23 protein-coding genes and 2 pseudogenes are annotated in these 24000 nt (G+C 35.2%); 7 read left to right on the top strand and 18 right to left on the bottom strand.

What is annotated here, in order from left to right; all coding sequences use genetic code 11:
* Nucleotides 1-3 precede the first annotated feature (3 nt).
* The 8 genes from FAF07_RS14290 to tilS all read right to left on the bottom strand — a co-directional run bounded on the left by FAF07_RS14290 (nt 4) and on the right by tilS (nt 10792).
* Nucleotides 4-2310: an FdhF/YdeP family oxidoreductase gene (locus FAF07_RS14290; protein ID WP_142785744.1), complete on the bottom strand. Its 2307-nt coding sequence runs from the start codon at nt 2308-2310 to the stop codon at nt 4-6.
* Nucleotides 2310-2930, bottom strand: coding sequence for a nucleotidyltransferase family protein (locus FAF07_RS14285; RefSeq protein ID WP_142785743.1), 621 nt, complete (start codon nt 2928-2930; stop codon nt 2310-2312). Before FAF07_RS14285 ends, FAF07_RS14290 begins: the two co-directional genes overlap by 1 nt.
* Before the next feature lie 211 nt (nt 2931-3141).
* On the bottom strand, nt 3142-4158 hold the full coding sequence (locus FAF07_RS14280) for an XdhC family protein (RefSeq protein ID WP_142785742.1): 1017 nt from the start codon (nt 4156-4158) through the stop codon (nt 3142-3144).
* An 8-nt stretch (nt 4159-4166) separates the two neighbouring features.
* Nucleotides 4167-6320: a xanthine dehydrogenase family protein molybdopterin-binding subunit gene (locus FAF07_RS14275; RefSeq protein WP_142785741.1), complete on the bottom strand. Its 2154-nt coding sequence runs from the start codon at nt 6318-6320 to the stop codon at nt 4167-4169.
* 20 nt (nt 6321-6340) lie between these two features.
* Nucleotides 6341-6802 (bottom strand): (2Fe-2S)-binding protein, encoded by a 462-nt coding sequence (locus FAF07_RS14270; protein WP_142785740.1) that lies wholly within the window; start codon nt 6800-6802, stop codon nt 6341-6343.
* Nucleotides 6803-6880: 78 nt separating this feature from the next.
* Entirely contained in the window at nt 6881-7849 is a 969-nt protein-coding gene (locus FAF07_RS14265; RefSeq protein ID WP_142785739.1) for a YheT family hydrolase, read from the bottom strand.
* Between the two features lie 2 nt (nt 7850-7851).
* On the bottom strand, nt 7852-9474 hold the full coding sequence (gene ade, locus FAF07_RS14260; RefSeq protein ID WP_142785738.1) for an adenine deaminase: 1623 nt from the start codon (nt 9472-9474) through the stop codon (nt 7852-7854).
* Nucleotides 9475-9505: 31 nt separating this feature from the next.
* Nucleotides 9506-10792, bottom strand: a complete 1287-nt coding sequence (gene tilS / locus FAF07_RS14255) for a tRNA lysidine(34) synthetase TilS (protein ID WP_246067711.1) — start codon at nt 10790-10792, stop codon at nt 9506-9508.
* Between the two features lie 148 nt (nt 10793-10940).
* Between tilS and FAF07_RS14250 the strand changes: the two genes are divergently transcribed.
* Complete coding sequence (locus FAF07_RS14250; RefSeq protein WP_142785736.1) at nt 10941-11633, top strand: sigma-70 RNA polymerase sigma factor region 4 domain-containing protein; 693 nt, start codon at nt 10941-10943, stop codon at nt 11631-11633.
* Here FAF07_RS14250 and pabB read toward each other — a convergent pair.
* On the bottom strand, nt 11630-12922 hold the full coding sequence (pabB, locus tag FAF07_RS14245; protein ID WP_142785735.1) for an aminodeoxychorismate synthase component I: 1293 nt from the start codon (nt 12920-12922) through the stop codon (nt 11630-11632). The genes FAF07_RS14250 and pabB overlap by 4 nt on opposite strands.
* A gap of 94 nt (nt 12923-13016) precedes the next feature.
* Here pabB and FAF07_RS14240 point away from each other — a divergent pair, with 94 nt between their 5' ends.
* Together FAF07_RS14240 and FAF07_RS14235 are read left to right on the top strand one after the other, a co-directional pair.
* The gene (locus tag FAF07_RS14240; RefSeq protein WP_142785734.1) at nt 13017-13907 is read left to right on the top strand and encodes an aldose 1-epimerase family protein; all 891 of its coding nucleotides are present in this window, start codon (nt 13017-13019) and stop codon (nt 13905-13907) included.
* A gap of 42 nt (nt 13908-13949) precedes the next feature.
* Nucleotides 13950-15308 carry a DEAD/DEAH box helicase gene (locus FAF07_RS14235; RefSeq protein ID WP_142785733.1) on the top strand — a complete coding sequence of 453 codons (1359 nt, stop codon included), beginning with the start codon at nt 13950-13952 and terminating at the stop codon, nt 15306-15308.
* A 163-nt stretch (nt 15309-15471) separates the two neighbouring features.
* Here the strand turns inward: FAF07_RS14235 and FAF07_RS14230 are convergent, their stop codons facing one another.
* On the bottom strand, nt 15472-15801 hold the full coding sequence (locus FAF07_RS14230) for a hypothetical protein (protein ID WP_142785732.1): 330 nt from the start codon (nt 15799-15801) through the stop codon (nt 15472-15474).
* A gap of 448 nt (nt 15802-16249) precedes the next feature.
* Nucleotides 16250-16780 (bottom strand): annotated as a pseudogene (locus FAF07_RS14225) (IS1595 family transposase); the annotation flags it as partial.
* A 152-nt stretch (nt 16781-16932) separates the two neighbouring features.
* Between FAF07_RS14225 and FAF07_RS14220 the strand changes: the two are divergent.
* From FAF07_RS14220 to FAF07_RS18710, 4 genes and pseudogenes are all read left to right on the top strand, one after another.
* Entirely contained in the window at nt 16933-17520 is a 588-nt protein-coding gene (locus tag FAF07_RS14220) for a transposase family protein (RefSeq protein ID WP_142785348.1), read from the top strand.
* A pseudogene (locus tag FAF07_RS19115) lies at nt 17513-17566 on the top strand (hypothetical protein); the annotation flags it as partial. The gene FAF07_RS14220 and the pseudogene FAF07_RS19115, both read left to right, overlap by 8 nt.
* Complete coding sequence (locus FAF07_RS14215) at nt 17567-18100, top strand: hypothetical protein (protein WP_246067694.1); 534 nt, start codon at nt 17567-17569, stop codon at nt 18098-18100.
* A gap of 149 nt (nt 18101-18249) precedes the next feature.
* On the top strand, nt 18250-18510 hold the full coding sequence (locus FAF07_RS18710) for a transposase (RefSeq protein WP_221930751.1): 261 nt from the start codon (nt 18250-18252) through the stop codon (nt 18508-18510).
* Here FAF07_RS18710 and FAF07_RS14205 read toward each other — a convergent pair.
* The 7 genes from FAF07_RS14205 to FAF07_RS14175 all read right to left on the bottom strand — a co-directional run bounded on the left by FAF07_RS14205 (nt 18461) and on the right by FAF07_RS14175 (nt 24000).
* A complete protein-coding gene (locus FAF07_RS14205) occupies nt 18461-19441 on the bottom strand; it encodes a site-specific integrase (protein ID WP_142785731.1) in 981 nt (326 codons plus the stop codon). The two genes, FAF07_RS18710 and FAF07_RS14205, sit on opposite strands and share 50 nt — an antisense overlap.
* A gap of 576 nt (nt 19442-20017) precedes the next feature.
* Entirely contained in the window at nt 20018-21151 is a 1134-nt protein-coding gene (locus FAF07_RS14200) for a type II secretion system F family protein (protein ID WP_142785730.1), read from the bottom strand.
* Nucleotides 21151-21615 carry a hypothetical protein gene (locus FAF07_RS14195; RefSeq protein WP_246067710.1) on the bottom strand — a complete coding sequence of 155 codons (465 nt, stop codon included), beginning with the start codon at nt 21613-21615 and terminating at the stop codon, nt 21151-21153. Before FAF07_RS14195 ends, FAF07_RS14200 begins: the two co-directional genes overlap by 1 nt.
* Nucleotides 21605-21937, bottom strand: coding sequence for a hypothetical protein (locus FAF07_RS14190; RefSeq protein ID WP_142785729.1), 333 nt, complete (start codon nt 21935-21937; stop codon nt 21605-21607). The genes FAF07_RS14195 and FAF07_RS14190 overlap by 11 nt, the downstream gene beginning before the upstream one ends.
* The gene (locus FAF07_RS14185) at nt 21925-23193 is read right to left on the bottom strand and encodes a hypothetical protein (RefSeq protein ID WP_142785728.1); all 1269 of its coding nucleotides are present in this window, start codon (nt 23191-23193) and stop codon (nt 21925-21927) included. The genes FAF07_RS14190 and FAF07_RS14185 overlap by 13 nt, the downstream gene beginning before the upstream one ends.
* A complete protein-coding gene (locus FAF07_RS14180) occupies nt 23190-23651 on the bottom strand; it encodes a hypothetical protein (protein WP_142785727.1) in 462 nt (153 codons plus the stop codon). Before FAF07_RS14180 ends, FAF07_RS14185 begins: the two co-directional genes overlap by 4 nt.
* On the bottom strand, nt 23641-24000 hold the full coding sequence (locus FAF07_RS14175; protein ID WP_142785726.1) for a hypothetical protein: 360 nt from the start codon (nt 23998-24000) through the stop codon (nt 23641-23643). The genes FAF07_RS14180 and FAF07_RS14175 overlap by 11 nt, the downstream gene beginning before the upstream one ends.

Genomic DNA, 24000 nt, shown 5'->3' with positions numbered 1-24000 from the left:
ATTTTAGTTTATCTGAATATCTGGTTCAACGGTTATTGCGATACTCTTTGATGCTGGTGTTTTTGCCGTGTGAGCATAACTATCCAGCGGTACTAAAACATTGGTTTCTGGGAAATACGTGGCACAACAATTTTTTGGAATATCATAGCCTACGACTTTAAACTTATTGGCTTTTCTAATTACACCTTTAAATTCCGACCTTAAATTGACCACTTGCTTTTCCACCAAACCCCTAGATTTCATGTCATCCCGATTCATAAATATAATACGACGCTCATTAAACACGCCGCGATACCTGTCATTTAAACCATAAATGGTGGTATTGAATTGATCATGGCTCCTAATGGTCATCATTATAAGTTCGGAATCTTTTAATGTCCAACTTGGGAGTTTATTAATAGAAAAATTGGCGCGTCCGGTATTGGTATCAAACTTTCTAACGCGAGCACCATTGGGCAGATAAAAACCAGCAGGTTGTTTTAATTTGGCATTGAAATTTTCAAAACCACTAACTACTTCGGCTATATCATCTCGCACTAAATTATAATCATCTTTATAAGCAAGCCAGTTGATTTTAGAACGTCCTTTTAACGTGGCATTGGCTATCCCACAAACCACTGCGACCTCACTTAATAGTGACTCTGAACAAGGCTCCAATATACCTTTTGTTGAGGATACGATGCCCATAGAATTTTCCACACTCTGTGTTTGAACCCCGGTTTTTTGATAGTCCTTTTCTGCACGACCTAAACATGGAAAGATAAGTGCTTCTTTTCCGGTTACCAAATGTGACCGATTCAGTTTTGTACTCACATGCACGGTCAAGTTACAATTGGATAAAGCTTCGGCTGAATACGCCGTATCAGGAACCGCTGAAATAAAATTTCCGCCTAAGCCAAAAAATACTTTAGCCTTTTTTTCATACATCGCTTTTATAGAATCTATAACAGAGTATCCATGTTTTGTTGTTGGCTTAAATCCATATTTTGCTTCGATTTTATCTAAAAATGCCTGAGGCGCTGCATCCCACACGCCAACTGTTCTGTCGCCTTGGACATTAGAATGCCCACGAACAGGACAGGTTCCTGCTCCTTCTTTACCAATGCTGCCTTTCAGTAGTAATAAATTCACCAACTCACGAATGTTATCTACCGCGTTTTGATGCTGCGTCAATCCCATGGCCCAACATATAATAATATTTTCGTTGTTTAAAATCAATTCAAAAGCATCATTAAATATGGCTTCTGTTACACCAGATTTTTCTAGACAATCTTCAAAATTATAAGTTTTTAAATCTGCAATGAAGACGTCATAACCGTTTGCATAGGATTCGATAAATGCTTTATCAAAAACATTCCCGAGCTGTTCTTCCTTTTCTAATAATTTAAGGAGTATGGCCTTGAAGAACGCCACATCCCCATTGATGGTAATGGGCACAAATACATCAGTCAATTTGGTGCCACTAGTTAATAATTTTAAAACGCTCTGTGGATCTGTAAATTTCATTAAACCAGCTTCTTGAAGCGGGTTGATTGCCATAATTTTACCACCATTGTTTTTGCATTTTTCAAGTGCCAATAGCATTCTAGGATGATTGGTACCAGGGTTTTGCCCGATGACCATGACCAAATCGGCTTTATATAAATCGTCTAATGTAACCGATCCTTTTCCTATACCAAGTGTTTCGTTAAGCGCACTGCCACTGGCTTCATGGCACATATTTGAGCAATCTGGCAAATTGGCCGTTCCAAACTCACGCACGAACAACTGATATAAAAAAGCGGCTTCATTGGTGGTTCTTCCTGATGTATAAAAAACAGCTTCATCTGGAGAGCCTAAGGCATTTAAATGTGTCCCCACTTTTTCAAAAGCATCTTCCCAAGTGATGGGTTTATAATGTGTAGCATGTTCTGCTAGGTACATGGGCTCAGAAAGTCTACCGGATTTTCCAATTTCAAAATCAGATAATTGTGCGAGCTCATCCACAGAATGCATTTCAAAAAAATCCTGAGTGACTAAAGTTTTTTGAGCTTCTTCAGCCATGGCTTTTATGCCATTCTCACAGTATTCCCCTAACGAAGAGCGCTCATCATCAGGATCTGGCCATGCACAACCCGGGCAATCAAAACCCCCTTTTTGATTTATCTTACGCATAATTTTGATCGCCTTTATGGGATCCATATACTTGATAGTTTGGGATATGGTCGATTTTATGGCAGCAAAACCGACACTATTCTTATCGGGTTTTGTGATTTTTAAATCGAGAAACGCTTCTGGGGTTTTTGCTTTATCTTGGGGTGTGGTGCTCATTATTTATTTTCGAAGTGCTGTTTATATAAATCGTTATATTCCTTTTGAGTATCTAAATCTACACTATTTACGTCTAGTTTTAAAGTCTTAATACGAGATTCATAGGTTTTCATTATCTGTTTAGCACCAAAATCATTGTTTAAATTTGATAACTCTTTAAAATAAGGTATACCAAAAAGTGCTGGAACACCCGTTTTTTTATCCTCATACCGGGTGGCAATAATATCATTAAAATCTTTAAAATTGTGAATTAATTTCTGTAGGTATTCATCTGGAATTAAGGGTTGATCGACTAGTGTAAATAAAATACCGTGTGTTTCATGCTTCAAACTTTCAATATGTTTCGTGGCACAAGCAATCGAAGCTCCAAGTCCAGATTGCCACTTTTCATTATTTAAAATAGTCAATTGACGATTTGTGATATGATTTTTTATAGTTGAATAATGGGCACCTAAAACCACAATGATTTCCGCCAGTCCATCTAATTTTGAAACGGTATCAATACTATGATTTAATAGGGTTGTGTTAGCCCATGGCAATAACTGCTTGGGCATACCCATACGTGTTGATGCGCCTGCGGCTAATACCACTACGATAATATTTGAAGATTTATTGAGCATGATGTATTTGGATATCCCTATTAACGTGAGTTCGGCGTAAAAACAATTCTGTTTAAAAGTTAATTATATTGGTAATTGTCCCTTTGAGCACAGTTGAAAGGTCATGAAAATCAATAAATTTTATAGGTTTCGACTGCACTCAACCTGACATTAAAGCATACATTACTAATTTTTAGTTAATTACAGGCATGTCTATACCGAACTCACATTATTAAGCATGAATAGATCCCGCTTTACGATTTAAGGGCATGGGCTCCTGCTCTCTTATAACCGATAAAATTTCAGCAATTATAGAGATAGCAATTTCTTGTGGCGTTACTGCTCCAATATTAATACCAGCTGGCCCGTGAATGCGCTCCAAAAACGCTTCATCTATATCTGGACAATACTCGATGAATTGAGACAATAAATCTGCTCTTCTTCTTTTGGGACCTAATAAACCAATGTAACATGGGTTGGTTTCTCTTATGGTCACCAAATATCTTAAATCAATGGCAAAATTATGGGTCATTAAGATGATTGCGGTCTGATTGTCAATGGATTTGACATCTAATGATTCTGCTGAAACGGTTTGAAAACCGGAAGCTCCAGGGAAATCGCTTATTGATTTTGATTCAGAAACACCAGAAATAATCGTGACCTCCCAACCTGTTAAAGCAGCAAATTGACATAATTGAACAGCGTCATGTTCTGCGCCAATAATCAGTAACTTAAAGCAAGGCGTCATAAGTTGTTCGAAAACGGCATGTTCCTTCTGCGCTTCAGAAATCTCAAATTTTGATAACTTATATAACTTGTTATTGATTAAAACCTGGGTACCTATAGTCTTAAAAATTCCTGTTTTCTTGTAACAAAATGATTGTAAGCGAAATACATGTCTTTGTGTCAAACAGTTCTGAAAAGTATCATAAAAAGCTTCATCGGGAGCAAATTCTTCAAGTAAAATATAAAGAACGCCCTCACAACCCAACCGATAGCGTCCATCATAAGTCATTATTTTTGAAACACCAGATGAGAAAACCGATTCTGATTGAAGTAGAATTTCTTTTTCAACACAACCACCGCTAACAGCGCCAATCATACTGCCGTTTTCTAAAATAAGCATTCTCACCCCAGGTCTTCTATAGGAAGAACCATCTAAGGCTACTACGGATGCCAAAACCGATTTTACACCTTTTTTAGCGGCATTTTGCGCTTCATTTACAATATTTTTAAATTCGTGCGTCATAAAAATCCTTATCCAACCATTTTTTCCATTTTCATATTACTCATATAAGGTTGTTTAGTAAGCCGTTTACCTGTAGCAGCATAAATAGCATTGGCTATGGCACCTCCTACTGGGGGCAAAGTCGGTTCGCCCAAGCCTGTTGGTGCTAAATTATTTTTAATAAAATGAACATCCACCTCTGGCGTTTGGTCCATTCTAATTAATTGATAACTGTTGAAGTTATTAGATTGCGGCATACCATTGGCAAAGCTTAGATCGCCATACATGGCATGCCCTATCCCATCAATAATACCACCTTTAATTTGGTTAAGAGCTCCTAATGGATTGACTACAATGCCGCAATCTACAGCACAAGTTACTTTCTTAACTACGGGAATACCGTTTTCCAAAATGATATCTGCAACTTCTGCAACGTGCGTGTTATGGCAATAGTAAACTGAAAACCCTTGATAAACACCTTCCTTGGTTTTTCCCCAATTGGATTTATCGACCACCATTTTGATAACGCCTTCTAATCGTTCTGCGCTATACTCAATACGTTCATCTGTAGTACCTTTAACCTTTTGAAGTAAATCTAAATGCAGTTGAATACGGTCTACTTCCAAAACCTCAGCCAACTCGTCAAAAAAACTTTGTTCAGCGCTAGCTAGAAAATTGGTATATGGTGCTCTCCAAGCGCCAGTGGTAATATTACTCTGATAATTCGCCACATCGACTTGGTAGTTTTCAATAGCTCCAGCTGGAAAGAAATTAGGGATAAGCCCGTACATATTGCCATTTATAGCAGCTTCTTTAAGATGATATCCTGTAATTTTTCCGTCCTTAATGGCTGCGGCAATTTTATATTTAATGGCTGGTCTATAGGTCCCTGCGGCCATATCGTCTTCCCGAGAGAAAACCACTTTTATAGGAAGTTGTGCCAAGTTGGAAATTTCAGCAGCTTCTAAGGCAAAATCACCATAAAGTCTGCGTCCAAAACCACCACCCATACGGGTCATTTTTAAATCAATCTCCTTAACATCCCTATCTAAAAGCGTTGCCACCCTGCCAGCTGTCCACTCCGGGGTTTGAATGGGTCCCACTAAATGAATTTTTTCTGCGGTCACATTGGCGAAAAAATTCATGGGTTCCATGCAATTGTGTGGTAAAAATGGTGATTCATAGAGACGCTCTAAAACCGTATCAGCTTCTGCGAATGCTTTTTTAACGTTGCCATCTTTTCTTTTGGTTTCAAAATCCTTTCCATTAAGTAAACCAAGTAACTTTTCATTGTGTATTTTAGTGCTTTCGGCATCAGAGTCTTGCGCCCAATTAGCCTTCAATGCCTTTTTACCTTTCATGGCAGCCCAGGTACTATTTGCTATTACAGCCACCTTATTCCCAAATTTAATAATATTGGTAACGCCATTAATATTTTTAGCAGCCGTATCATCAAACGATTCTAAAACTTGTCCAAATGCTGGAGGTCTCAACACGGAAGCATATTTCATCCCGTCTTCTTTATAATCTAATCCATATAAGGGTTTTCCTGTTATAATCTTATCTATATCTACATTGCTTTTTCCTTTTCCTATAATAGTAAAATCTTTTGGATCTTTTAATTTCACATCCTCTGGAACTTCTAAAGTTGCAGCATCTCCCACCACATCTCCATATCCTAATGTCTCACCGTTAGCATTGGTAATGACACCCACTTTAGCCTTACAATCAGACGCTGATACACCCCAACGTGCAGCCGCTGCATTAACAAGCATCTGTTTTGCAGTGGCACCTGTTTGACGTAAAGGCTCCCAGCCTAAACGAATGGATTGACTTCCTCCAGCCACCTGTCGTGTATAGTTTACTGGGTCGTAATCTCCCTGTACAACGTAGACATCTTCCCAAGGGACATCCAATTCTTCAGCAATAAGCATGGGCATGGATGTTTTTACTCCTTGCCCTATTTCGGGATTAGGTGAAAATATGGTGACTTTACCTTCATCTGAAATTTTGATAAAGGCATTAAAATCCTTAAAATTCAATTGGCTAATATCTATTGGCGGTGCCGCATCTTCTTTGCAGGCGTTAAATAAATTGAAGCCTATAAGCATGCCGCCACTGGCGAGTGCCGTAGATTTTAAAAAAGATCTTCTGCTGAACGTTAATTGGTTAGAGGTTTTCATGATGTGTTTTCTTTAAATAATTAACTTAATTTTTCGGCGGCCACTTTCACTGCTTTTTCAATACTGTTGTATGCAGCACAGCGGCAAATATTTCCGTTCATGGCATTTCTAATTTCAGATTTTGAAGGCGTTGGATTCTTTTCTAAAAACGCAGATGCCGTCATAATCTGTCCTGATTGACAATATCCGCATTGCGGTACATCTACATCTTTCCAAGCTACTTGTATGGGATGCTTCCCATCTTCTGACAAACCTTCTATGGTGGTAATAGACATGCCTTCGGCTTGAGACACTGGCAATAAACAACTTCTCATGGCATTCCCATCCACGTGTACGGTACATGAGCCACATTGCCCTATCCCGCAACCGTATTTAGTACCCACAAGGTCTAGTGAATCCCGTAATACCCAAAGTAAGGGTGTATCCATATCTGCTTCCACAGTATGGTTTTTTTTATTGATCTTTAAATTGAACGTTGGCATGGTTTATATTTTTTGAAGAATGTTAACGATTGGATAATTCCTCTTAAAAATACAAAAAATATTAAAGTAATGGTTGTGTTATTTATTGCTTAACATACTTTTAATAAATTCTAAAGCTCTTTTCTCGTTGTAGTAGTTGTTGTTTTTATCAATAAATCCTGAATGTCCACCGTATTTTGGCATTTCCAAATAAAGCTTAGGATTGTTCTGTGCCTCTTTTACCGGGTAACATTCTGGTGATAAAAAGGAATCATTTAATGCATTGATAATGAGTGTTGGCGTATTAATAGTATTCAAAAACTGTAAACTGCTGGATTTCGTATAATAATCTGAGGCATCTTTAAACCCATGGGCTTTGGATGTATAAACATCGTCAAAATCGGTTAGCGTTTTAATCGATTTTATGGCTTCTATAGAAAGTTGATCTTGAAATTGTTTTTGCTTTATCTTTAATCGATTGACCAAATGTTTTTTAAACCGATCGTGGTACAGCCTGTTTTTTAATGTGTGCAGTTCTTCTGCCGATCCTTGTAAATAACAGGGCACTGAAACTGATACCGCTGCTTTCACTTCTTCAGGGACATCACTTCTTTCACCTAAATATTTCAAGATAATATTAGCACCTAAACTAATGCCTTTTAGGTAAATACTATGATACTTCTTTAAAGATAGCACATGGGTAATAACGGCTTCCAAATCATCGGTAGCTCCGGAGTGATAGCTTCTGTACTTCAAATTATCGGCACCGCTACACCCTCTAAAGTTGACGCAAACAGCATCTACTCCATTATCATTAAACAATTTAGCGGCACCAGTAACATAAGGTCTTTGCCCATGCCCTTCCAAACCATGAAGCAAAATGATAACCTGATTACTTTGTTCTTTGGAAAAACTCCAATCTAAGTCCAAAAAATCACCATCTGGTAGTGTTAGGCGTTCGCGTTCTTGTTTTAAAGATACCTGCCGAAAAAGTCCAGAGTATACGGTAGATATAAATCCGTTTTTGAATAAGAAAGAGGGGTTGTAAGTGGATTCAATAACTGGCATGTCTAATGAACTTGTAAAGGGGTGAATTTAAAATCGTCGCCATTAAACAAACCTTTATCGCTTAATTTCAATGATGGAATAACCAATAAAGCCATAAAAGACAAGGTCATATATGGTGCATTTAATTTTGAACCCAATTGTTTTGCCATGGCATCTAATTCAGCGTATTGCTTTCCAATAGTTGCACCATCCTTATCGCTCATAATACCAGCAACAGGTAAGGAGACTATTTTTTCATCCGTGTTAGAAACAGCACAAATACCTCCTTGGTTTTCAATCAACAAATTAACCGCTTTGCAAATGGCTTCATCTGTTACGCCAATGGCGATGATATTATGTGAATCGTGTCCAACAGATGAGGCAATGGCGCCCTCGGTTAGACCAAAATTTTTGATAAACCCCAGGGCTGGTTTTTGGTTTTCATACCGATTAACGACAGCCATTTTCAAAATATCATGTTCTGTATCTGAAATGAGATTTCCATCTTCAATCGTACTCGCTTCAATAAGCGCGTTGGTTACCAACTGGCCCTCTAAAGCCTCAATAACCCGTATTTTATTTGTGGATGCTGGAACAAAAAAATCAGAAACCTGTTTTGTACTGCAATTAAAATTATTTAAAATTTCAAAGTTGACAGATTTGATATATGTTTGATTATTAGAATACACCAAAACGCCATCTATATAGGTTTCTAGTGTTTTAAAGCCTTCTAGATCTTCAACGATAATAAAATCGGCGGCTTCACCTATTTTTAGTTGACCAACATCGAGATTGTAATGCTGTACCGGATTAATGCATGCTACTTGCAACACCTTAAACACATCCATCCCTTTAGCCACTGCGCGCGCGCAAAGTTTATTGATATGATCTAGAATTAAATCATCTGGATGCTTATCGTCGCTACAGAACATCATCTGCTCAAAATGCTCGGGAAGCAAATCAATAAGTGCCTCAAAATTCTTAGCAGCACTTCCCTCACGAATCAAAATTTTCATGCCTTTTTGAAGCTTCTCCAGCGCCTCATCGTAGGTAAAACATTCGTGATCTGTAGATATTCCTACATTGATATATTTCGTGATATTATCACCTCTTACACCAGGGGCATGACCATCAACGGGTTTGTTATAATGTTTTGCCCAAGCTATTTTTTTAGCAACAATAGCATCGTCAAATAAAACCCCTGGATAATTCATCATTTCTGCTAAATATTTAATATCTGGATGCCCCATTAGGGTTTTTATAGCTTCATCATCTATAACCGCACCAGCCGATTCAAAGTTAGTGGCCGGCACACAGGACGGTGCACCAAAATTAAATTTGAATGGCACTTTTTTACCATTATCAATCATAAACTGAACCCCTTCTACTCCAAGCACATTGGCTATTTCATGCGGATCTGAAACGGTTGCCACTGTGCCATGTTGAACGGCTAATTTCGCAAATTCACTTGGCACCAACATGGAACTTTCTATATGGATGTGGGCATCAATAAAACCAGGTAATATATAATGGGCAACGTCATGATCTTTCTCAATAATAGAGCTGATTTTACCATCTTCAAAAGCGACTTCCCCTTTAAAAATACGTCTGTTTATTATATCTACTATCTGACCTTTTACTTTCATTAATATGATTGTTTTAATAATGACATGGATCTTATTGTAATTCTATTTTTAAAATCTGTTTGGAATGTTCTGTGGCTTTAAAACGCGAGTCGGCACGCTTTCCTATAACCCAAACCACAGCATCCTGAGAACAAAGCAACCATGTGTTCTCTTTATCCAATAAAGACATTTTTTCATCTTTAAAATATTTACTTAATTTTTTCTTGCCCGTCATGCCAACAGGATAGAACACATCGCCATCTTTCCATGTTCTAATAGTTAAAGGAAATTTTAAGTTATCACCATCAACAAATATGGCACCTGAGGTTTTATCTGATATGTTATCAACTTTATTAACCGTGAGCGTTCCTAGTGGCATTTGTAGAGTTTCATCAATCCCAGAAACTGAAAATTCTTGGTGGTTTTCCGAAGAGATAGCCGTTAGAAATAAAAATTCCCTATCCTTGATCAGCCGCCAGGTTTTAGATATAAGTTGTTTTCCTGATTGTGCATCTATAAGGTTTAAAACATCATGCCATTTGGTAAAACCAAAATCCTTTAACAGTTCATAAAGATAAGGCTTGGGGTTTGTTAGTTTCTTAATTTCGGCAATGCTAAAAGCGATGGTATCCTCATCCATATGATTAATCACTTTATTCGACACCTCATCCATTTTATCATTAATGATTGTTTTAGAGTCTTTTAAGAACCCTTGGGTCTTTTCAAAATTAGTTAAGAACTCGGAATTTATTTCCTTTAAAACGGGGACGACATCATGCCTTAATCTGTTACGTAAATACTTTGTTGAAGCATTCGAACTATCTTCACGCCATTTGATATGCTCTTTTTTCGCGTAATCTTCTATTTGCTCTCGCGAGAACTTAAGCAGCGGTCTAACAACATTATTTTTAATTTCTGGAATCCCGGTTAAACCATCTAAACCCGTACCTCTTGATAAATTAATGAGAAACGTTTCCAAATTATCATCAGCATGATGCGCCGTTAGAATATAATCGAACTTAAGTTGCGTGCTCAGTTCATCAAACCAATAATAACGCAATGCGCGTGCTGCCATTTGGATGCTTAACTTTTCGTCTGAGGCAAAATTTTCAGTATCGAAATTCTGAATAAACACTTCCACATTTAAATCTTCGGCCAACTCTAATACAAAGCCTTCATCAGCATCACTTTCCTGACCTCTTAAATTAAAATTGCAGTGTGCCAGAGCAAAATTGAGTTGTAAGCGATGGCATAAATGTGCAAGGACCACACTGTCCAATCCTCCAGAAATGGCAATAAGAAGCCTGCTTTCGTTTAAGAAATCAAAATGTGTGTTCATGTGGTTTTTAAATTGCTGTAGCACAAGTTCAAATATACAACTTTGCGGATTTAAATAGACATCATAATTTTATAATCAAATGATATTTCTCATATTCCTAACTTGCAAATTTCGTATCTTTAAGGAGAAATCTTTAATACTTTATATCATGTCTTCACTTGAAAAACAAAATGATAAAGCCCTAAAAATAGTATTTGATAAAAAAGTTGTTTCAACCACACAGCATTTGCAGGCTTATGTAAAACACAGACTTTATATTGCAGAATCAACTGGCATCATTCCTAAAAACATGTATACATCAAATGATTTAATTGATGAAGGCATAGCCAAATTTTACGAAAACGGTTATGATATAGATTCGGAATCCTCCGCTATAAAGATTAAACTATTTAAAATTGTTGACAGTGATTTAGATGCGCTTTTTAAAAGAGAAGCCTTTCATAAAAACACCATGAGCACCCATACTATTTTAGAAGAAGAGTTGGATGGTTTAGAGGAAAATTATACGGTTGATGAAGATTTTGATTTTATCATGAATGACGAACTTAATGATATTTCATACAAACAAGACCACAAACATGAGCACGTGTTTTTGTATGATGACAATAATTCAGCGGTTATTAGTGCCTTTGAAATTGAAGACGCCACGCCTATTTTAAAGAAAAATGCCTTGGGAAAATTCTATACCTGGTTGCCGTTTACAGTATCTGATATTATTGATCTTTTTGTATTTGGAGAATTGACTTATGCCGAAATTGCTAAAGTTAAGAATATTGAAACCAAACGTGTAGAGCGCATTTTAAATTTGGCCATCAAAACATTTAGAAACCATTTAGATTAATTTTCTAAAACATCGCGCATCGCTTTAGCCTTTACCAAACATTCTTCGTATTCTTTTAAAGGATCGCTTTTTGAAGTAATGGCGCCGCCTACCGAATAAGAGACATATTGCTTTTGGGAGTTGTACAAAATACTTCGGATCACCACATTGAAATCGAAATCGCCATCTGGCGAAAAATACCCAACGGCTCCTGAATATAATCCGCGTTTGGTTTCTTCAAGGGTTTCAATGATTTTCATTGCTGAAATTTTTGGAGCACCCGTCATACTTCCCATAGGAAATGTACTTTTAATCACATCCACAGGATGCGTTACCGCTTCGATTTTTGAACGCACCGTAGAAACCATATGATGTACCTGCTCAAAGGTATAAATTTTACACAGTTCTTCTACCGAAACACTGCTTTTTATAGCCGTTTTAGATAGGTCGTTACGCACCAAATCTACGATCATAATATTCTCGCTACGTTCTTTTTCATCATTTAGTAAATCGGTTTTTAATTGTAAATCTTCCGCTTCATTGTTTGAACGTTTTGCAGTCCCCTTTATGGGTTGGGAAATAACTGTTTGTCCGTCCTTCTTTAAATAGCGTTCTGGTGATGCGGACAACAAATACTTATGATTTATTTTTAAAAACGTAGCAAATGGCGGATTACTAATGGCATTTAATTTTTTATAAATCTCTAGTGGATTAATCGTGGTGTTTTCGGCATAGAACTCTTGACAAAAGTTAGCTTCATAAATATCGCCTCTGTGAATATGAGCCAACATAGATTCTATTTTTTGAAAATACTCATCTTTATGGATTCGAAGCTTAATTTTAATATTATTGGATGTATGGGTGCGCTCTGTTTCTTTGTAATTTTGTATCAGTTCAAAATCGGTATCCATCTCATCGCTAACCGCATTTAAATATTGAATTTCGAGTTCGTTATTTTTAAATAGAAATATTTTTTTGGGTTGAAAGAAAAACAAATCAGCAAATTCTAAACCGTCATAATTATTCGATTTTAAATCCTCTACATCGTTCTTTAAATCGTAGGTTAGATAGCCAAATATCCAATCTTTAGTATGCGTTTGATAGGTTTTTAAATCCTCAAAAGCCTGATGGAAATCCGTTTTAATACTGGTAAAGGCATCCACTGCTAAAACCGCATCATAGTTAGAATGCTCTTGATTGTAATTATTAGAATCTAGCCAAACAATCTCATCAAATTGCTGCGCCCAAATCAGTAACTTTTCCCTAAAGGATTCTAAATCTGGGATATAATAGGTCTTCTTTAGTCTCAACGTGAAAATTTATAGGGTAAAGTTAGTTAGATTTATGAAAAAAATACAAATTTTGCATATGAACTCGTTTAAACTTTTGTAATCCGCTACACCTATGTTTAGTTTAGAAAATGACCAATTAAAAATAAATGTTCTGCAAACTGGCGCGGAATTATGCGGCATAACCGCTGTGAAAACGGGTACTGAATTCATGTGGCATGCCGATCCTGACATTTGGGGAAGCTTTGCCCCGAATCTCTTCCCTATTATTGGCGCCTTAAAGAACAATACTTATTTTTATGACAATCAAAGTTACCAGTTACCTAAGCATGGTTTTGTTAGGAATAATGCCCATGTCAAGTTGTATCAGCAGACTAAAAACAGCTTAATATTTACATTATCTTCTGATGCGGATTTGCTAAAATCCTATCCGTTTCATTTTGAATTTTACATCACCTATACGCTTAAAAACAATATAATTGAAGTCTTGCACACCGTAAAAAATATAGATACCAAAACCATGTATTTTTCTGTTGGCGGCCATCCCGCCTTTAAATGTCCTGTGTTTGATAATGAAAGGTATGATGATTATGTATTAGAATTTGAGCACCTAGAAAGCGTAAAACGCCATCATATTAATATGGAAAATGGATTAATTTCCTCAAACACAGAAACCGTTTTAAAACATTCAAATCAAATACCACTAACACACGACTTGTTCGATAAAGATGCGCTGGTATTTAAAGATTTAAAATCTAAACAAGTCACTTTAAAAAGCAAAACACATGGTGCTATTTTGTCGGTGCATTACGAGCCATTTCCTTATTTAGGCATTTGGGCAAAACCAACTGGCAACTATGTTTGTATAGAACCTTGGCTTGGTGTGGCAGACCATGAAGACAGCAATCAACAGCTTAAAGAAAAAGAGGGCATCATCGCATTGGACGCCGGTAAGACATTCGAAGCCAATTACCGTATTGAAATACACCCTAAGCACCTCGCATAAAACGAATAATAAGCTTAACTTTGCCAGCTAAATAGCATTGTTTTGACATTTCAAGATTTAAATTTAAACACCCCTTTATATAACGCCTTAGGTGATTTAGGATTTACAACGCCTACGCCTATTCAGGCAGAAGCCTTTAATGTGGTGAGTTCGGGTAAGGACATGGTTGGTATTGCACAAACCGGTACAGGAAAAACCTTTGCCTATATGCTCCCCATTTTAAAAAACCTCAAGTTTTCATCACAGGAAAATCCGCGGGTTTTAATATTGGTACCCACAAGAGAATTGGTGGTACAGGTGGTTGATGAAATTGAAAAACTTTCAAAATACATTAATAATCGTGTTTTAGGCGTGTATGGTGGCACCAATATTAATACGCAAAAACAGGCTATTGCTAATGGTTTAGATATTTTGGTAGCAACTCCCGGTCGGTTTTACGATTTGGCTTTAAGCAGGGTGCTACAACTTAAATCCGTACAGAAATTGGTGATTGATGAAGTGGATGTAATGCTTGACCTCGGCTTTCGGCACCAACTCATTAACATTTTTGATATCCTGCCCGAAAAGCGGCAGAACATCATGTTCTCTGCTACCATGACCCGTGATGTTGATATTTTAATTAACGAATTCTTTAAAAGTCCAGAACGTGTTTCTATTGCCGTTTCTGGAACGCCACTTGAAAATATTAGTCAACAGCGCTATAATGTGCCTAATTTTTACACCAAGGTCAATTTACTTCATGCCTTGTTAAGCGATAAAGACACCTATAATAAAGTGTTGATTTTTGTCGCCTATAAGAAAATGGCCGATAAGTTATTCGCCCAATTAGATGAAAAATTCCATGACGAGTTGTGCCTCATCCATTCCAACAAAACACAGAATTACAGATTGCGCAGCATCGAGCAATTTAGAGATGGTGAGAACCGCATTTTAATAGCCACCGATGTTATGGCGCGTGGATTGGATATAGATAATGTGTCTCACGTGATAAATTTTGACACCCCAGATTATCCTGAAAATTATATGCACCGTATTGGTAGAACCGGTCGTGCGGAACGCAAAGGCGAAGCGCTGGTGTTTTCAACCAAAAAAGATGCAGACGCTATTGCGCGTATTGAAACGCTTATGCACATGACGATCCCGTTAATGCCGATTCCTGAAGATGTGACTATTTCTACAGAACTTATTGAAGAAGAACGCCCTATAATTAAAGAGCGTAACAACCCCAATAAACGCAGGGACGATGATGCTCCTGGACCTGCGTTTCATGAGAAATCTGAAAAGAATGCCAAAGAAAATTTAGGCGGTTCCTATAAATTTAAAATTGCCGCCAAGTATAAAAAGCCTAAGACCAAGGGTGATAAAAATTATAATAAGCGGAATAAAAATTTTAAGAAGTAGGGTTTTGGGATTACGCTTATCGGTCACGGCTATGAGAAGTTGCGTGGGTTAGCACTTAACTTTGCAAGTACACAGCAAACTGAAAAAGCCTCGCGGATTTTCAGAAGTAGGTGAGAACAATCAATTACTTGTAACCATTTTTATATGCTGCTTTTTTCGTTTTTCAATCCTTATCCTTTTTGTCTTTTTCTTCTTGCTTTGGCTTAGTTGCAGATGTCAATTCCGATAATGGTTTTAATCTCATTTCCTTAATGTATCCTACAAGAGTTGCTATTTTCTTTTCTTTTGATGCTTTTATGTCCTTATAGATTGTATACGGATTAATTCCAGCGAGAGTAAATATTTCTTGTAATCCAGCTACACTTTGAGGTCCACCAGTCTTGTATTTAGAATAAATCAGGTCCAAATAGCTTCCATCTACTGTTTTTAAAAGTACTTCAAACTTTTTTAGTCTATTAGTAATGTCTTTCCCACTTGACAAGTATTTGTTCATATTTCTATAAATAGACATTCTGTTTTTATCAACTATATCTGCAGAAAATTGATTAATTAATAAGTTGTTTTTCCATCTTAATTGAGCATATTTATTTTGGATTCCTTGTCTAATATCATCGTCTAACTTCTGTTTATATTCTAATTCTTTTTTTTCTGTTTCATTTTTTGCTTTTTTTATTGATTCAAGTCTCTTGGTTTTTCTTTGGGTATATTTTGATTCAGACCATAAAATTTTGTTTTCAGATAGTTCTTTTATAGTATTTAAATAAGAAATTAATCCTAATGATTTTGATTCGTCAAGACCATCTTGAGCGGATATTTGAAAAGAAATAGTCAGTAAAGAGATAAATAAAAAAAAAAATTATTTTTATATGATTTTGATTGGTTTTTAGCTTGCACATAAAGAGTTGATATGAAATCGTTTTAATGTTTTATTGCATATCCGTTTAATGTCCATTAGCTGTAATGCTAGCTATAACAAGTCTATCGAAAACCTTTTCACCAAAATATCTTCTATTGAGCTTATAAATGAACTCATTTAAATAAAGCTGTAAATATTTGGCTGTAATCTTGTGATATGTTCCCACGAAGTTCCTTTTTGCATTGCTTATAGCAATATGCACCCATTTCAAGGTCTCTTTTGTTGTTCGTTCGTTTGACTTTTCGCTGATATGTATATCTACATAGTCGGCGATGTTCACATATGATGTGCTCTTATCGGTAAAAACTATAGAATCATCATTATCTATTGCTTTCTGTAGTGTTTGATCGGTTCCCTCCATTTTATGGCCCGTAAGAACCTTCGCTTTGAAGTATCTAGCTTGACGCCCTACTTTTCCTGTATTTATACCTTCTAAAACAGTACTCTCTGCCATTATCATCACATTGGATTTGGTCCTACTGCCACGCCCTGCTTTCTGTGTCCCATGTTTATGGGCAGATGCCTCTATTGTAAAATATCCTTCGTCAGCCTGCAAAAAACGGACAAAGTGGTTCTTCCTCATATTTGGGGAAATCCACAAACATTGGTTGGCGTCTTATATTGTTGATAGTCAGATAAATAAAAGCATATTCTTTTGTTTTGTAAGACCATATTTATTATCTTTAAGTAGTTATCAGACAACTACTTATGACCATAAAACGACTGATTGGCATGCCTGTGCTAATTGTAAATAATATTGATTACTCTTGCTCCATTGTTAAAATATACGCATCAGTAAAAGCTAAGCGATCAAAATGTCCGAAATGTGAAAAATATAGCAATAAAGTCCACGATCATTATACCCGAACACTATCAGATCTTCCAGTATTTCAAAACAAAACCACTATTATCCTAAAGACGCGCAAATTTAAATGCCAAAACCCACAATGTAACCGAAAAGTATTCTCAGAACAAACACCATATATTCTGAGGTATTCAAGAAGGACAAAAAGGGTATCAAAGATACTGGATGCCTTGTCAATTGAATTAACAGGAAAACTGGGCAGTATACTGTCTAAACAACTACTAATTTCGGTTAGCAGCCCAACCATTACACGAATAGTCCACAGACAACAACTACCACCAATAATACAGCCAAAGGTGCTTGGCGTTGATGATTTTGCATACCGAAAAGGGATAAGTTACGGAACCATCCTCATTGATATGGAGACTTCAAAGCCTATTGATATTTTACCTTCGAGACAGGGCCAGTTCGTATGCTTCTGCTATCAATGAAGTTTGTCCAAATGCTGAACAGGTCGCGGACCGATTTCATTTATTAATGAACCTATCCGATGCTTTGGACAAGTATTTCAAAAGTGTGAATCCAAAAATTAAAAAGCTTATTAAAGATAAAAGCAATGGGCTTTTAAATATGTCCGATGGTCAGAATGCAGGCTGTGATAAGGGAAAAAAGTCGCAACCATTATCAAAAGTCCAAAAAATAGTTGAAATAAAAGTAGACCAGAGGCAGGATACCTTCAATAAGGTTAAGGAATTACAGGCTAAGGGCATATCTAAACGAAAGATTGCAAGGGATTTGCGCATAAGCCGTAATACTGTTCATTCATATCTCCCACTAGAATCATTACCTCCCAGAATAAGCTCTAAGTCAACCAATATTGAGTTATTTGCCCAGCACATTGTTGCTCGATTAAATGACCAAGGATATATGATGAAAGATATAATAGACGAGATTTATGAATTGGGATACAAAGGAAGTAGAACGCAGGCTTACCACAATATAAATATCATAAAGGAAAGATTTGAAATATCCACGCCGGATTTTGCACAAATTCAAAAATCCCCTATATAAAACCCTTAAGTTCAAGGACACTGGCTAAATATATTGGTTCTTGCTTAACTGTTATTAAAGATCCTGATGAGCGAAAGTATCCACAAACACTATTAGATAATATATCAGAACTACAGGTCATTCGAAAATTGGTGCAGATTTTCAAAACGATGTTAAAAAGAGGATGTGGCAATATAAACCGATGGATTGAATTTATAAAACGCTCAAAATACAAAATGCCGGGCTTAACCTCTTTTGCCAATGGTTTATTGAGGGATATTAAAGCCGTTAAAAACGGAATTAACATGCCCTGGAGCAATGGTGCTGTGGAAGGCCATGTAAACCGGATAAAGAGTATAAAAAGACAAATGTATGGCAGGGCTAGCTTTGATCTATTGCGTAAGAAGGTGATATTATCTCAAACTGGTTGATGTTTCCCCAAATATGAGGAAGAACCGGTTTGTCCGTTTTTTGCACTCTTATGGGTTTTGTCGTTTTTTCACGTTTGTAATAAATCCAAAGTTCGCCGTCTATTCCTATACAGATATTATCCGCAGTCAAATGGATAACATCGATATAGCTCAAACTGGTATAGCAGCTAAAAACAAACAAATCCTTTACCAATTCCAGTCTATGAATGGTAAATTGTTTGTTTTCTATCTCTTGAAGCTCTTCAAGACTTAAAAAGCCTCTTTCGTTTTTAATGAATTTAGCTTTGAAATTGATAAATGGGTCGCGTTCAATCCACCCTAATTTCAACGATAAGTTTATCATCTTTCTAAAACGCTCGATATGCTTCATCACGGTATTATTGCCCATTGGCTTTTGATGGTCTTCCGGTACATAGTCTCGAAGGTATTTCTCGAACTTAATGATAAAGTGATAATCGAGTTCCCGTAAGTAAAGGTCTGTGGTCTTATAGAATTTCGATAGAAATTTGGAGATATAACTTTGTGTAGTGTAGTAATTTTTTTGTGTTCCCCACTTTAACTTGTTTACCATATCTTCATTATGGTAATTGATAATATCAGTAATTGAGCGATTATTTTCGTCATTACCGAAGTATCGAGCCTTAATAACTTGGGCGGTAATCAATTTATGCTCATTCATTAAATCACGATAACATTTAAACAGATGATTGTAAGTTTCATCTAAATAACTGTTCAGGATTCTCGATTTTTGGTTTGTTCCCCGAGCTCTGTTTTTATGGACGTCCCAATCAGGTACTAAAACTTTTCGTTTTAAACTGATGGTAGCTCGTTTACCATTTACCGTAATTCTTGCATAAATTGATGCTTGGTCATTCTTTGCTCTGGAGAAGTCCGCCCAGAACAAAATACTGAAGGTGGAAGATGTTTTCATTATTTCGTCTTTTAATTAACAATAATTCGTTGTTATCAGACGAAAGTCAAATCACTTATAAAGATACATTTATTTATTGAGTCGTAAACCGTTGGCTATAAATCTGGTCAACACTTTTCGATATTTTAATTTGTTATCCGATTTGTTGACGTTTTTAATCAGAACATATCAATTCTTATGATATTCCTAAAACCAAAAAAACCTGATAATCATACGATTAACAGGTTTTTGGTATAGATTGATGCTATAATTTGTCGGGGTGGCAGGATTAAATAGATTGTTCAAACCACCTGTATTTACTGCTGTTTTGTAATTTTCATCTTTTTGTGTTCACCTAATTGTACACTAAAGTCAAAATAAACTATTTAAAAACAAATTTTATTTGTTTTTATGGTGAGCAAATATACAATTTCTATTAAAAAAGCATAAATAAAATTTACTTTTTTATTCTTTGAAATAAAAGTTGAAATATTTAGTTTGTAAGATTGTTACTAAATCTAATTCTTTTCTGTCTCTTACAAAAATACCAAATTATATTTCCTTATCTATGTGGCAAATTAATTCGGTCTATTACTTTCAACCCATAACACTACTCAATTTAAACATTGGTAAATACATAGCTATTAGAATAACACCTACCAAAACCCCAACAATTAGAATAATAAATGGCTCCATAATGGTAGATAACATTTTTGATAGTTGCTGTACTTGCGTATTGTATTGCATATTAAGTCTATCAAAAATGTATTCGGTTTGATTGGTTTCTTCAGCTACTTTTACAAGGGCAATCATTTTATCATCAAATAATTTATGTTGACTTAAACTTTTGCTCAATGATTCTCCTTTCAAAATATGCTGTTCCACAGTTTCAAGTGCATGTTGCAAAGGATAAAAATTAATCATTTGCTTTACCAATTGAATGCTATTTACAACTGGAACTTTAGAAGCCGTTAGAAGTGACACCGCTTGTGTGAATTGCGATAAATAAACCAGTCTCGCAAAGTTGCCGATAAAGGGAAGTTTTAAAATGAATTTATCCTTTATTTTTTTAAATCCTTTCTTTTTGTTTAAAAATGGTTGCAATACTAGAATTCCAATTAATAGAATGAATATTACAAAACCATAACTTCCTAAAAAATCTGAAACTCTAATTATAAATTTAGTTATGTTTGGTAATTCAACACCCTGTTGCTTAAAAATATCTTGAAACATAGGCACTACATATTGTAACATAAACACAACTACCAAAACTGCTGTACTTAAAATTATAAATGGATAGGTTAAGGCACTTATTAGGTTTCTACGTTGTTCATTTTTTCTGGCAAAGAAATTACCTAATTGTTCACTTACTTTAGCTAACGTTCCTGTTTCTTCTCCTATTTTAATGGAATGAAACTCGTAATCTGTAAATTGTTTGTGGGTTTTTAAAGCATCGGATAATGATTGACCTGAAACAATATCTTGCGATATTTTTTTTAGTAATTCTTTATTTTGTTTTTTCTTCTGAGAATTCTCAATAAGGTCTAAACTATCTTTTAAGGATACCCCTGCTTTTAATAGTACACTTATTTCTGTATAAAAATCTTCTTTTATTTTATTTGAAAAGGTATTATTAAAAAATGTGATTTCTTGTTTTAGAAAACTTAAATGGTCAGTAGGTTCTTTTTTTAATGAAACTGGTTTCGATATGTTTTCTAATTGAAATGCCATTAGTTCATAAATAAAGTCGCATCATTTTGTTTGAAGACAAAAAGTTGCTGATTCTGAAATACTTTTGATGTTTCTATTTTTAAAGCGTCAATGACATCATTAGGTACTTCGGTACCATCAAAAAAGAACGTTTTATTTTTTAATGGAATATTAAAAGTATCTATATCTTTAATAATATAAGTTTCAGAAAATCTATAGGATATTGTATCTATCTCAGATGAAAAGACGAGTTCATCCTCAATAGTATCATATTCAATTTTTGAATGTCTATTAAAATCTAGCCATAAAGACTGCTCAAGTTTGTTTAACTCCGTAGTTTTCTCTAAGTTATGTTGAATACTATTCATATGTTTTTGAACCATTCTTAACACGGAAAAAGCCATACCAACAACAATACTTGTGATAATAAGAACCACAATCATTTCACTTATTGTATACGCTGATATTTTGTGTTTAGTTAGCACTAATTTCTTTTAAAATGGTTTTGTTGGTTTCGGTGTTTTTGGCTTCAAGCCTAATACTATTTTGACCTTTATTCTTATTGTGTTCTATGGCTATCTCCCAAGATTTGTAATCATCATAAAAAGGCACTTGAATTTTATCATGCCTAAATAAATATTCAATTTCATTTAACTTTGCATCAATAACCCTAGTGTTAGTCTTAATAGTATTTGAAAATAAATTATTCAGTATCATACTAGCTATCATAAACACTACCACTATAAGTACTGTAGCGACCAATGTTTCCATTAAGGATGATGCTTCTATTTTTTTTAGTATAACCATTTGGCAATGTCTTTTTTAGAGTTTATAAATGATAATCCTACATACTCTTCTGGCAATTTATTAACGACTATAGTGCCATTGTAAATATGGTTTTGATATACCGAACCTGATTGATTTGCCACAAATCCAGATGTGAAAACACTTCCATTTACCTTCCCTAAAAGTTCTACATTTTTATTGCAATAAACTTCTCCTGTTATGGTAACATTGTCATCAATTAAAACTTGTGCTTTATAATTTTTTGTGTCTCCTAAGTAAGTAATTATCCCTTTTATTACTGAGCCTTTTTCCATTTTAATGAAAGGAGATTCTTTTACATTAGTTGGAGATGCTTTAGTTTGATGTTCTTCATTTAAAATCAAGACACTTGGGTAGTTCAATTGGCAATTGCTTCCAACTTGGACGGATTTAGTTGCTAAAGCCTGAAATGTCCCAATAACATTATTTTTAATGTCTATTTCTGGAGCTATTAAAATAACATCTTTTAGATTAGAAGAAGAATCAACCGTGATTTTAGTTTTCGATTGCACCAAAATATGCCCTGTCAATTTAATTTCAGAAAGATTAATCTGTTCTAAACTATAAATTATTTGTAATGGCTTGTAAAATGAATTTTGAAAAGTTCTTATTGTATTCAAATCTATAAATTGATCTGAATCGATGGTTGTATAAATTTCAGTAAAAGCTTTAATTTGTTTTAACAGTTCCGGATTCAGTTTTGGTAACTTAGAGCTAGTTTTTTGTCTTCCATAAATAAGCTGTTCACCATAATAGGAATGTCCAGAAATATTACCTGTTCTAACGCCTTTTTTTGGTAAATAAGTGACCCCATCAATTATAGTGTTTCCTACTAAAACCAATGGACGGTTATTATCTTCTAAATAAAGTGCAGTTCTATCAATTTTAGGTTGCTCTGCTCCGATTAAAGCTACTTTCTTAAAGACTTTGTTCCTTAGGGTTGAAACTACTGTTACTTTTTCAAAAAGCCCCCAATAATCGCGATGTGCTTTCAAGGTTTTATAATCTTCGTCATCTAGACTAATTGAAATCGTATCGTTTAATAGCATGTTATTATTTAAAGAATAACGCAAACCTCTGTCTGTATTCTTAATGGTTTCTATAACGAAATCAGTTTGAACTTTAAACGTTTTATGTGTGTGGATTAAAATGATAAAAGCAGCCAATAACAACGCTATAACAACTACCACAAACGTGGTCATTTGTAATGCGCCTGCTTTTACTTTTAAAAAATTCATGTTTTCTTAATGGCTTTTCTTTCGCCTTTATAGCTAACCAAAACAGCATTGGTATATCCTCTAATAAGCCTCACTTCATTAACCGTCTGTCCAACTTTCATAGGGTATTGCTTTCCATCAATCGAAATAATGAACACTTTGTTTTTAGCATCTTGTTTAGAAATACTACCATGATAGGTAACTGGTATCCAATTAACTTTTACTTTACTAGTGTTCTTTTTGCTTATTCTTGTTTTGTTTGAAACTAATAGTGTTCCTAAAAAAGGATCTCTGTTAACTGTTTGAATTGAAAATGTATCCACTTTAGTATTATTTTTTGGATTGAAAGCCACATCAAAATATTGGTTTTCTATTTTGGGTTTTGATGGATTTATCGTTGTTATTATTCTATATCCAATAATGCCCCAAATACTCAAAACCGCAATTAAAAGGACGTATGTTTTTGTTTTATTCTTCAATGGAAAAACCTTGTTTGGTGTATTTTGTGTTATACCCAGAATTTTCAGCTCGAACGCGCCATTCGTAACTTTTTGTATTTAGGCTTGTTGAAAAACTTGTACCCGTTAGCAAACTATCTTTTACAATTTGTAAAGCATCCTCAAAAGTAGGTTTAGCCACTTGTATATGGTACATTTCTGCGTCTTCAAGAGCTTCCCACGTAAAAACAACTGCAACTGTGTCTAAAATGGCATTATTGGTTGGTGCTAAAACAACTACTTTTTTTTCTGAAATATCAGGTACCCCAATAATATCGTCACAGGAAACCAAAAATAAGCTCAAACAGAATACACCTAAATAACGCTTCAT

The sequence above is a fragment of the Changchengzhania lutea genome (assembly GCF_006974145.1).
GTDB classification, from domain to species: Bacteria; Bacteroidota; Bacteroidia; order Flavobacteriales; family Flavobacteriaceae; genus Changchengzhania; species Changchengzhania lutea.
This window is presented reverse-complemented; position numbering and strand designations above follow the sequence as displayed.

What these genes read in the sequence shown, in the direction of transcription:
- FAF07_RS14275 (WP_142785741.1), bottom strand. Translation starts at nt 6,320, where the DNA reads ATGAAAACCTCTAACCAATTAACGTTCAGCAGAAGATCTTTTTTAAAA.
- FAF07_RS14280 (WP_142785742.1), bottom strand. Translation starts at nt 4,158, where the DNA reads ATGACGCACGAATTTAAAAATATTGTAAATGAAGCGCAAAATGCCGCT.
- FAF07_RS14190 (WP_142785729.1), bottom strand. Translation starts at nt 21,937, where the DNA reads ATGGTTATACTAAAAAAAATAGAAGCATCATCCTTAATGGAAACATTG.
- FAF07_RS14230 (WP_142785732.1), bottom strand. Translation starts at nt 15,801, where the DNA reads ATGAACAAATACTTGTCAAGTGGGAAAGACATTACTAATAGACTAAAA.
- FAF07_RS14240 (WP_142785734.1), top strand. Translation starts at nt 13,017, where the DNA reads ATGTTTAGTTTAGAAAATGACCAATTAAAAATAAATGTTCTGCAAACT.
- FAF07_RS14220 (WP_142785348.1), top strand. Translation starts at nt 16,933, where the DNA reads ATGACCATAAAACGACTGATTGGCATGCCTGTGCTAATTGTAAATAAT.
- FAF07_RS14205 (WP_142785731.1), bottom strand. Translation starts at nt 19,441, where the DNA reads ATGAAAACATCTTCCACCTTCAGTATTTTGTTCTGGGCGGACTTCTCC.
- tilS (WP_246067711.1), bottom strand. Translation starts at nt 10,792, where the DNA reads ATGAACACACATTTTGATTTCTTAAACGAAAGCAGGCTTCTTATTGCC.
- FAF07_RS14215 (WP_246067694.1), top strand. Translation starts at nt 17,567, where the DNA reads ATGAACCTATCCGATGCTTTGGACAAGTATTTCAAAAGTGTGAATCCA.
- ade (WP_142785738.1), bottom strand. Translation starts at nt 9,474, where the DNA reads ATGAAAGTAAAAGGTCAGATAGTAGATATAATAAACAGACGTATTTTT.
- FAF07_RS14265 (WP_142785739.1), bottom strand. Translation starts at nt 7,849, where the DNA reads ATGCCAGTTATTGAATCCACTTACAACCCCTCTTTCTTATTCAAAAAC.
- FAF07_RS18710 (WP_221930751.1), top strand. Translation starts at nt 18,250, where the DNA reads ATGTTAAAAAGAGGATGTGGCAATATAAACCGATGGATTGAATTTATA.
- FAF07_RS14175 (WP_142785726.1), bottom strand. Translation starts at nt 24,000, where the DNA reads ATGAAGCGTTATTTAGGTGTATTCTGTTTGAGCTTATTTTTGGTTTCC.
- FAF07_RS14185 (WP_142785728.1), bottom strand. Translation starts at nt 23,193, where the DNA reads ATGAATTTTTTAAAAGTAAAAGCAGGCGCATTACAAATGACCACGTTT.
- FAF07_RS14290 (WP_142785744.1), bottom strand. Translation starts at nt 2,310, where the DNA reads ATGAGCACCACACCCCAAGATAAAGCAAAAACCCCAGAAGCGTTTCTC.
- FAF07_RS14250 (WP_142785736.1), top strand. Translation starts at nt 10,941, where the DNA reads ATGTCTTCACTTGAAAAACAAAATGATAAAGCCCTAAAAATAGTATTT.
- FAF07_RS14200 (WP_142785730.1), bottom strand. Translation starts at nt 21,151, where the DNA reads ATGGCATTTCAATTAGAAAACATATCGAAACCAGTTTCATTAAAAAAA.
- FAF07_RS14285 (WP_142785743.1), bottom strand. Translation starts at nt 2,930, where the DNA reads ATGCTCAATAAATCTTCAAATATTATCGTAGTGGTATTAGCCGCAGGC.
- FAF07_RS14270 (WP_142785740.1), bottom strand. Translation starts at nt 6,802, where the DNA reads ATGCCAACGTTCAATTTAAAGATCAATAAAAAAAACCATACTGTGGAA.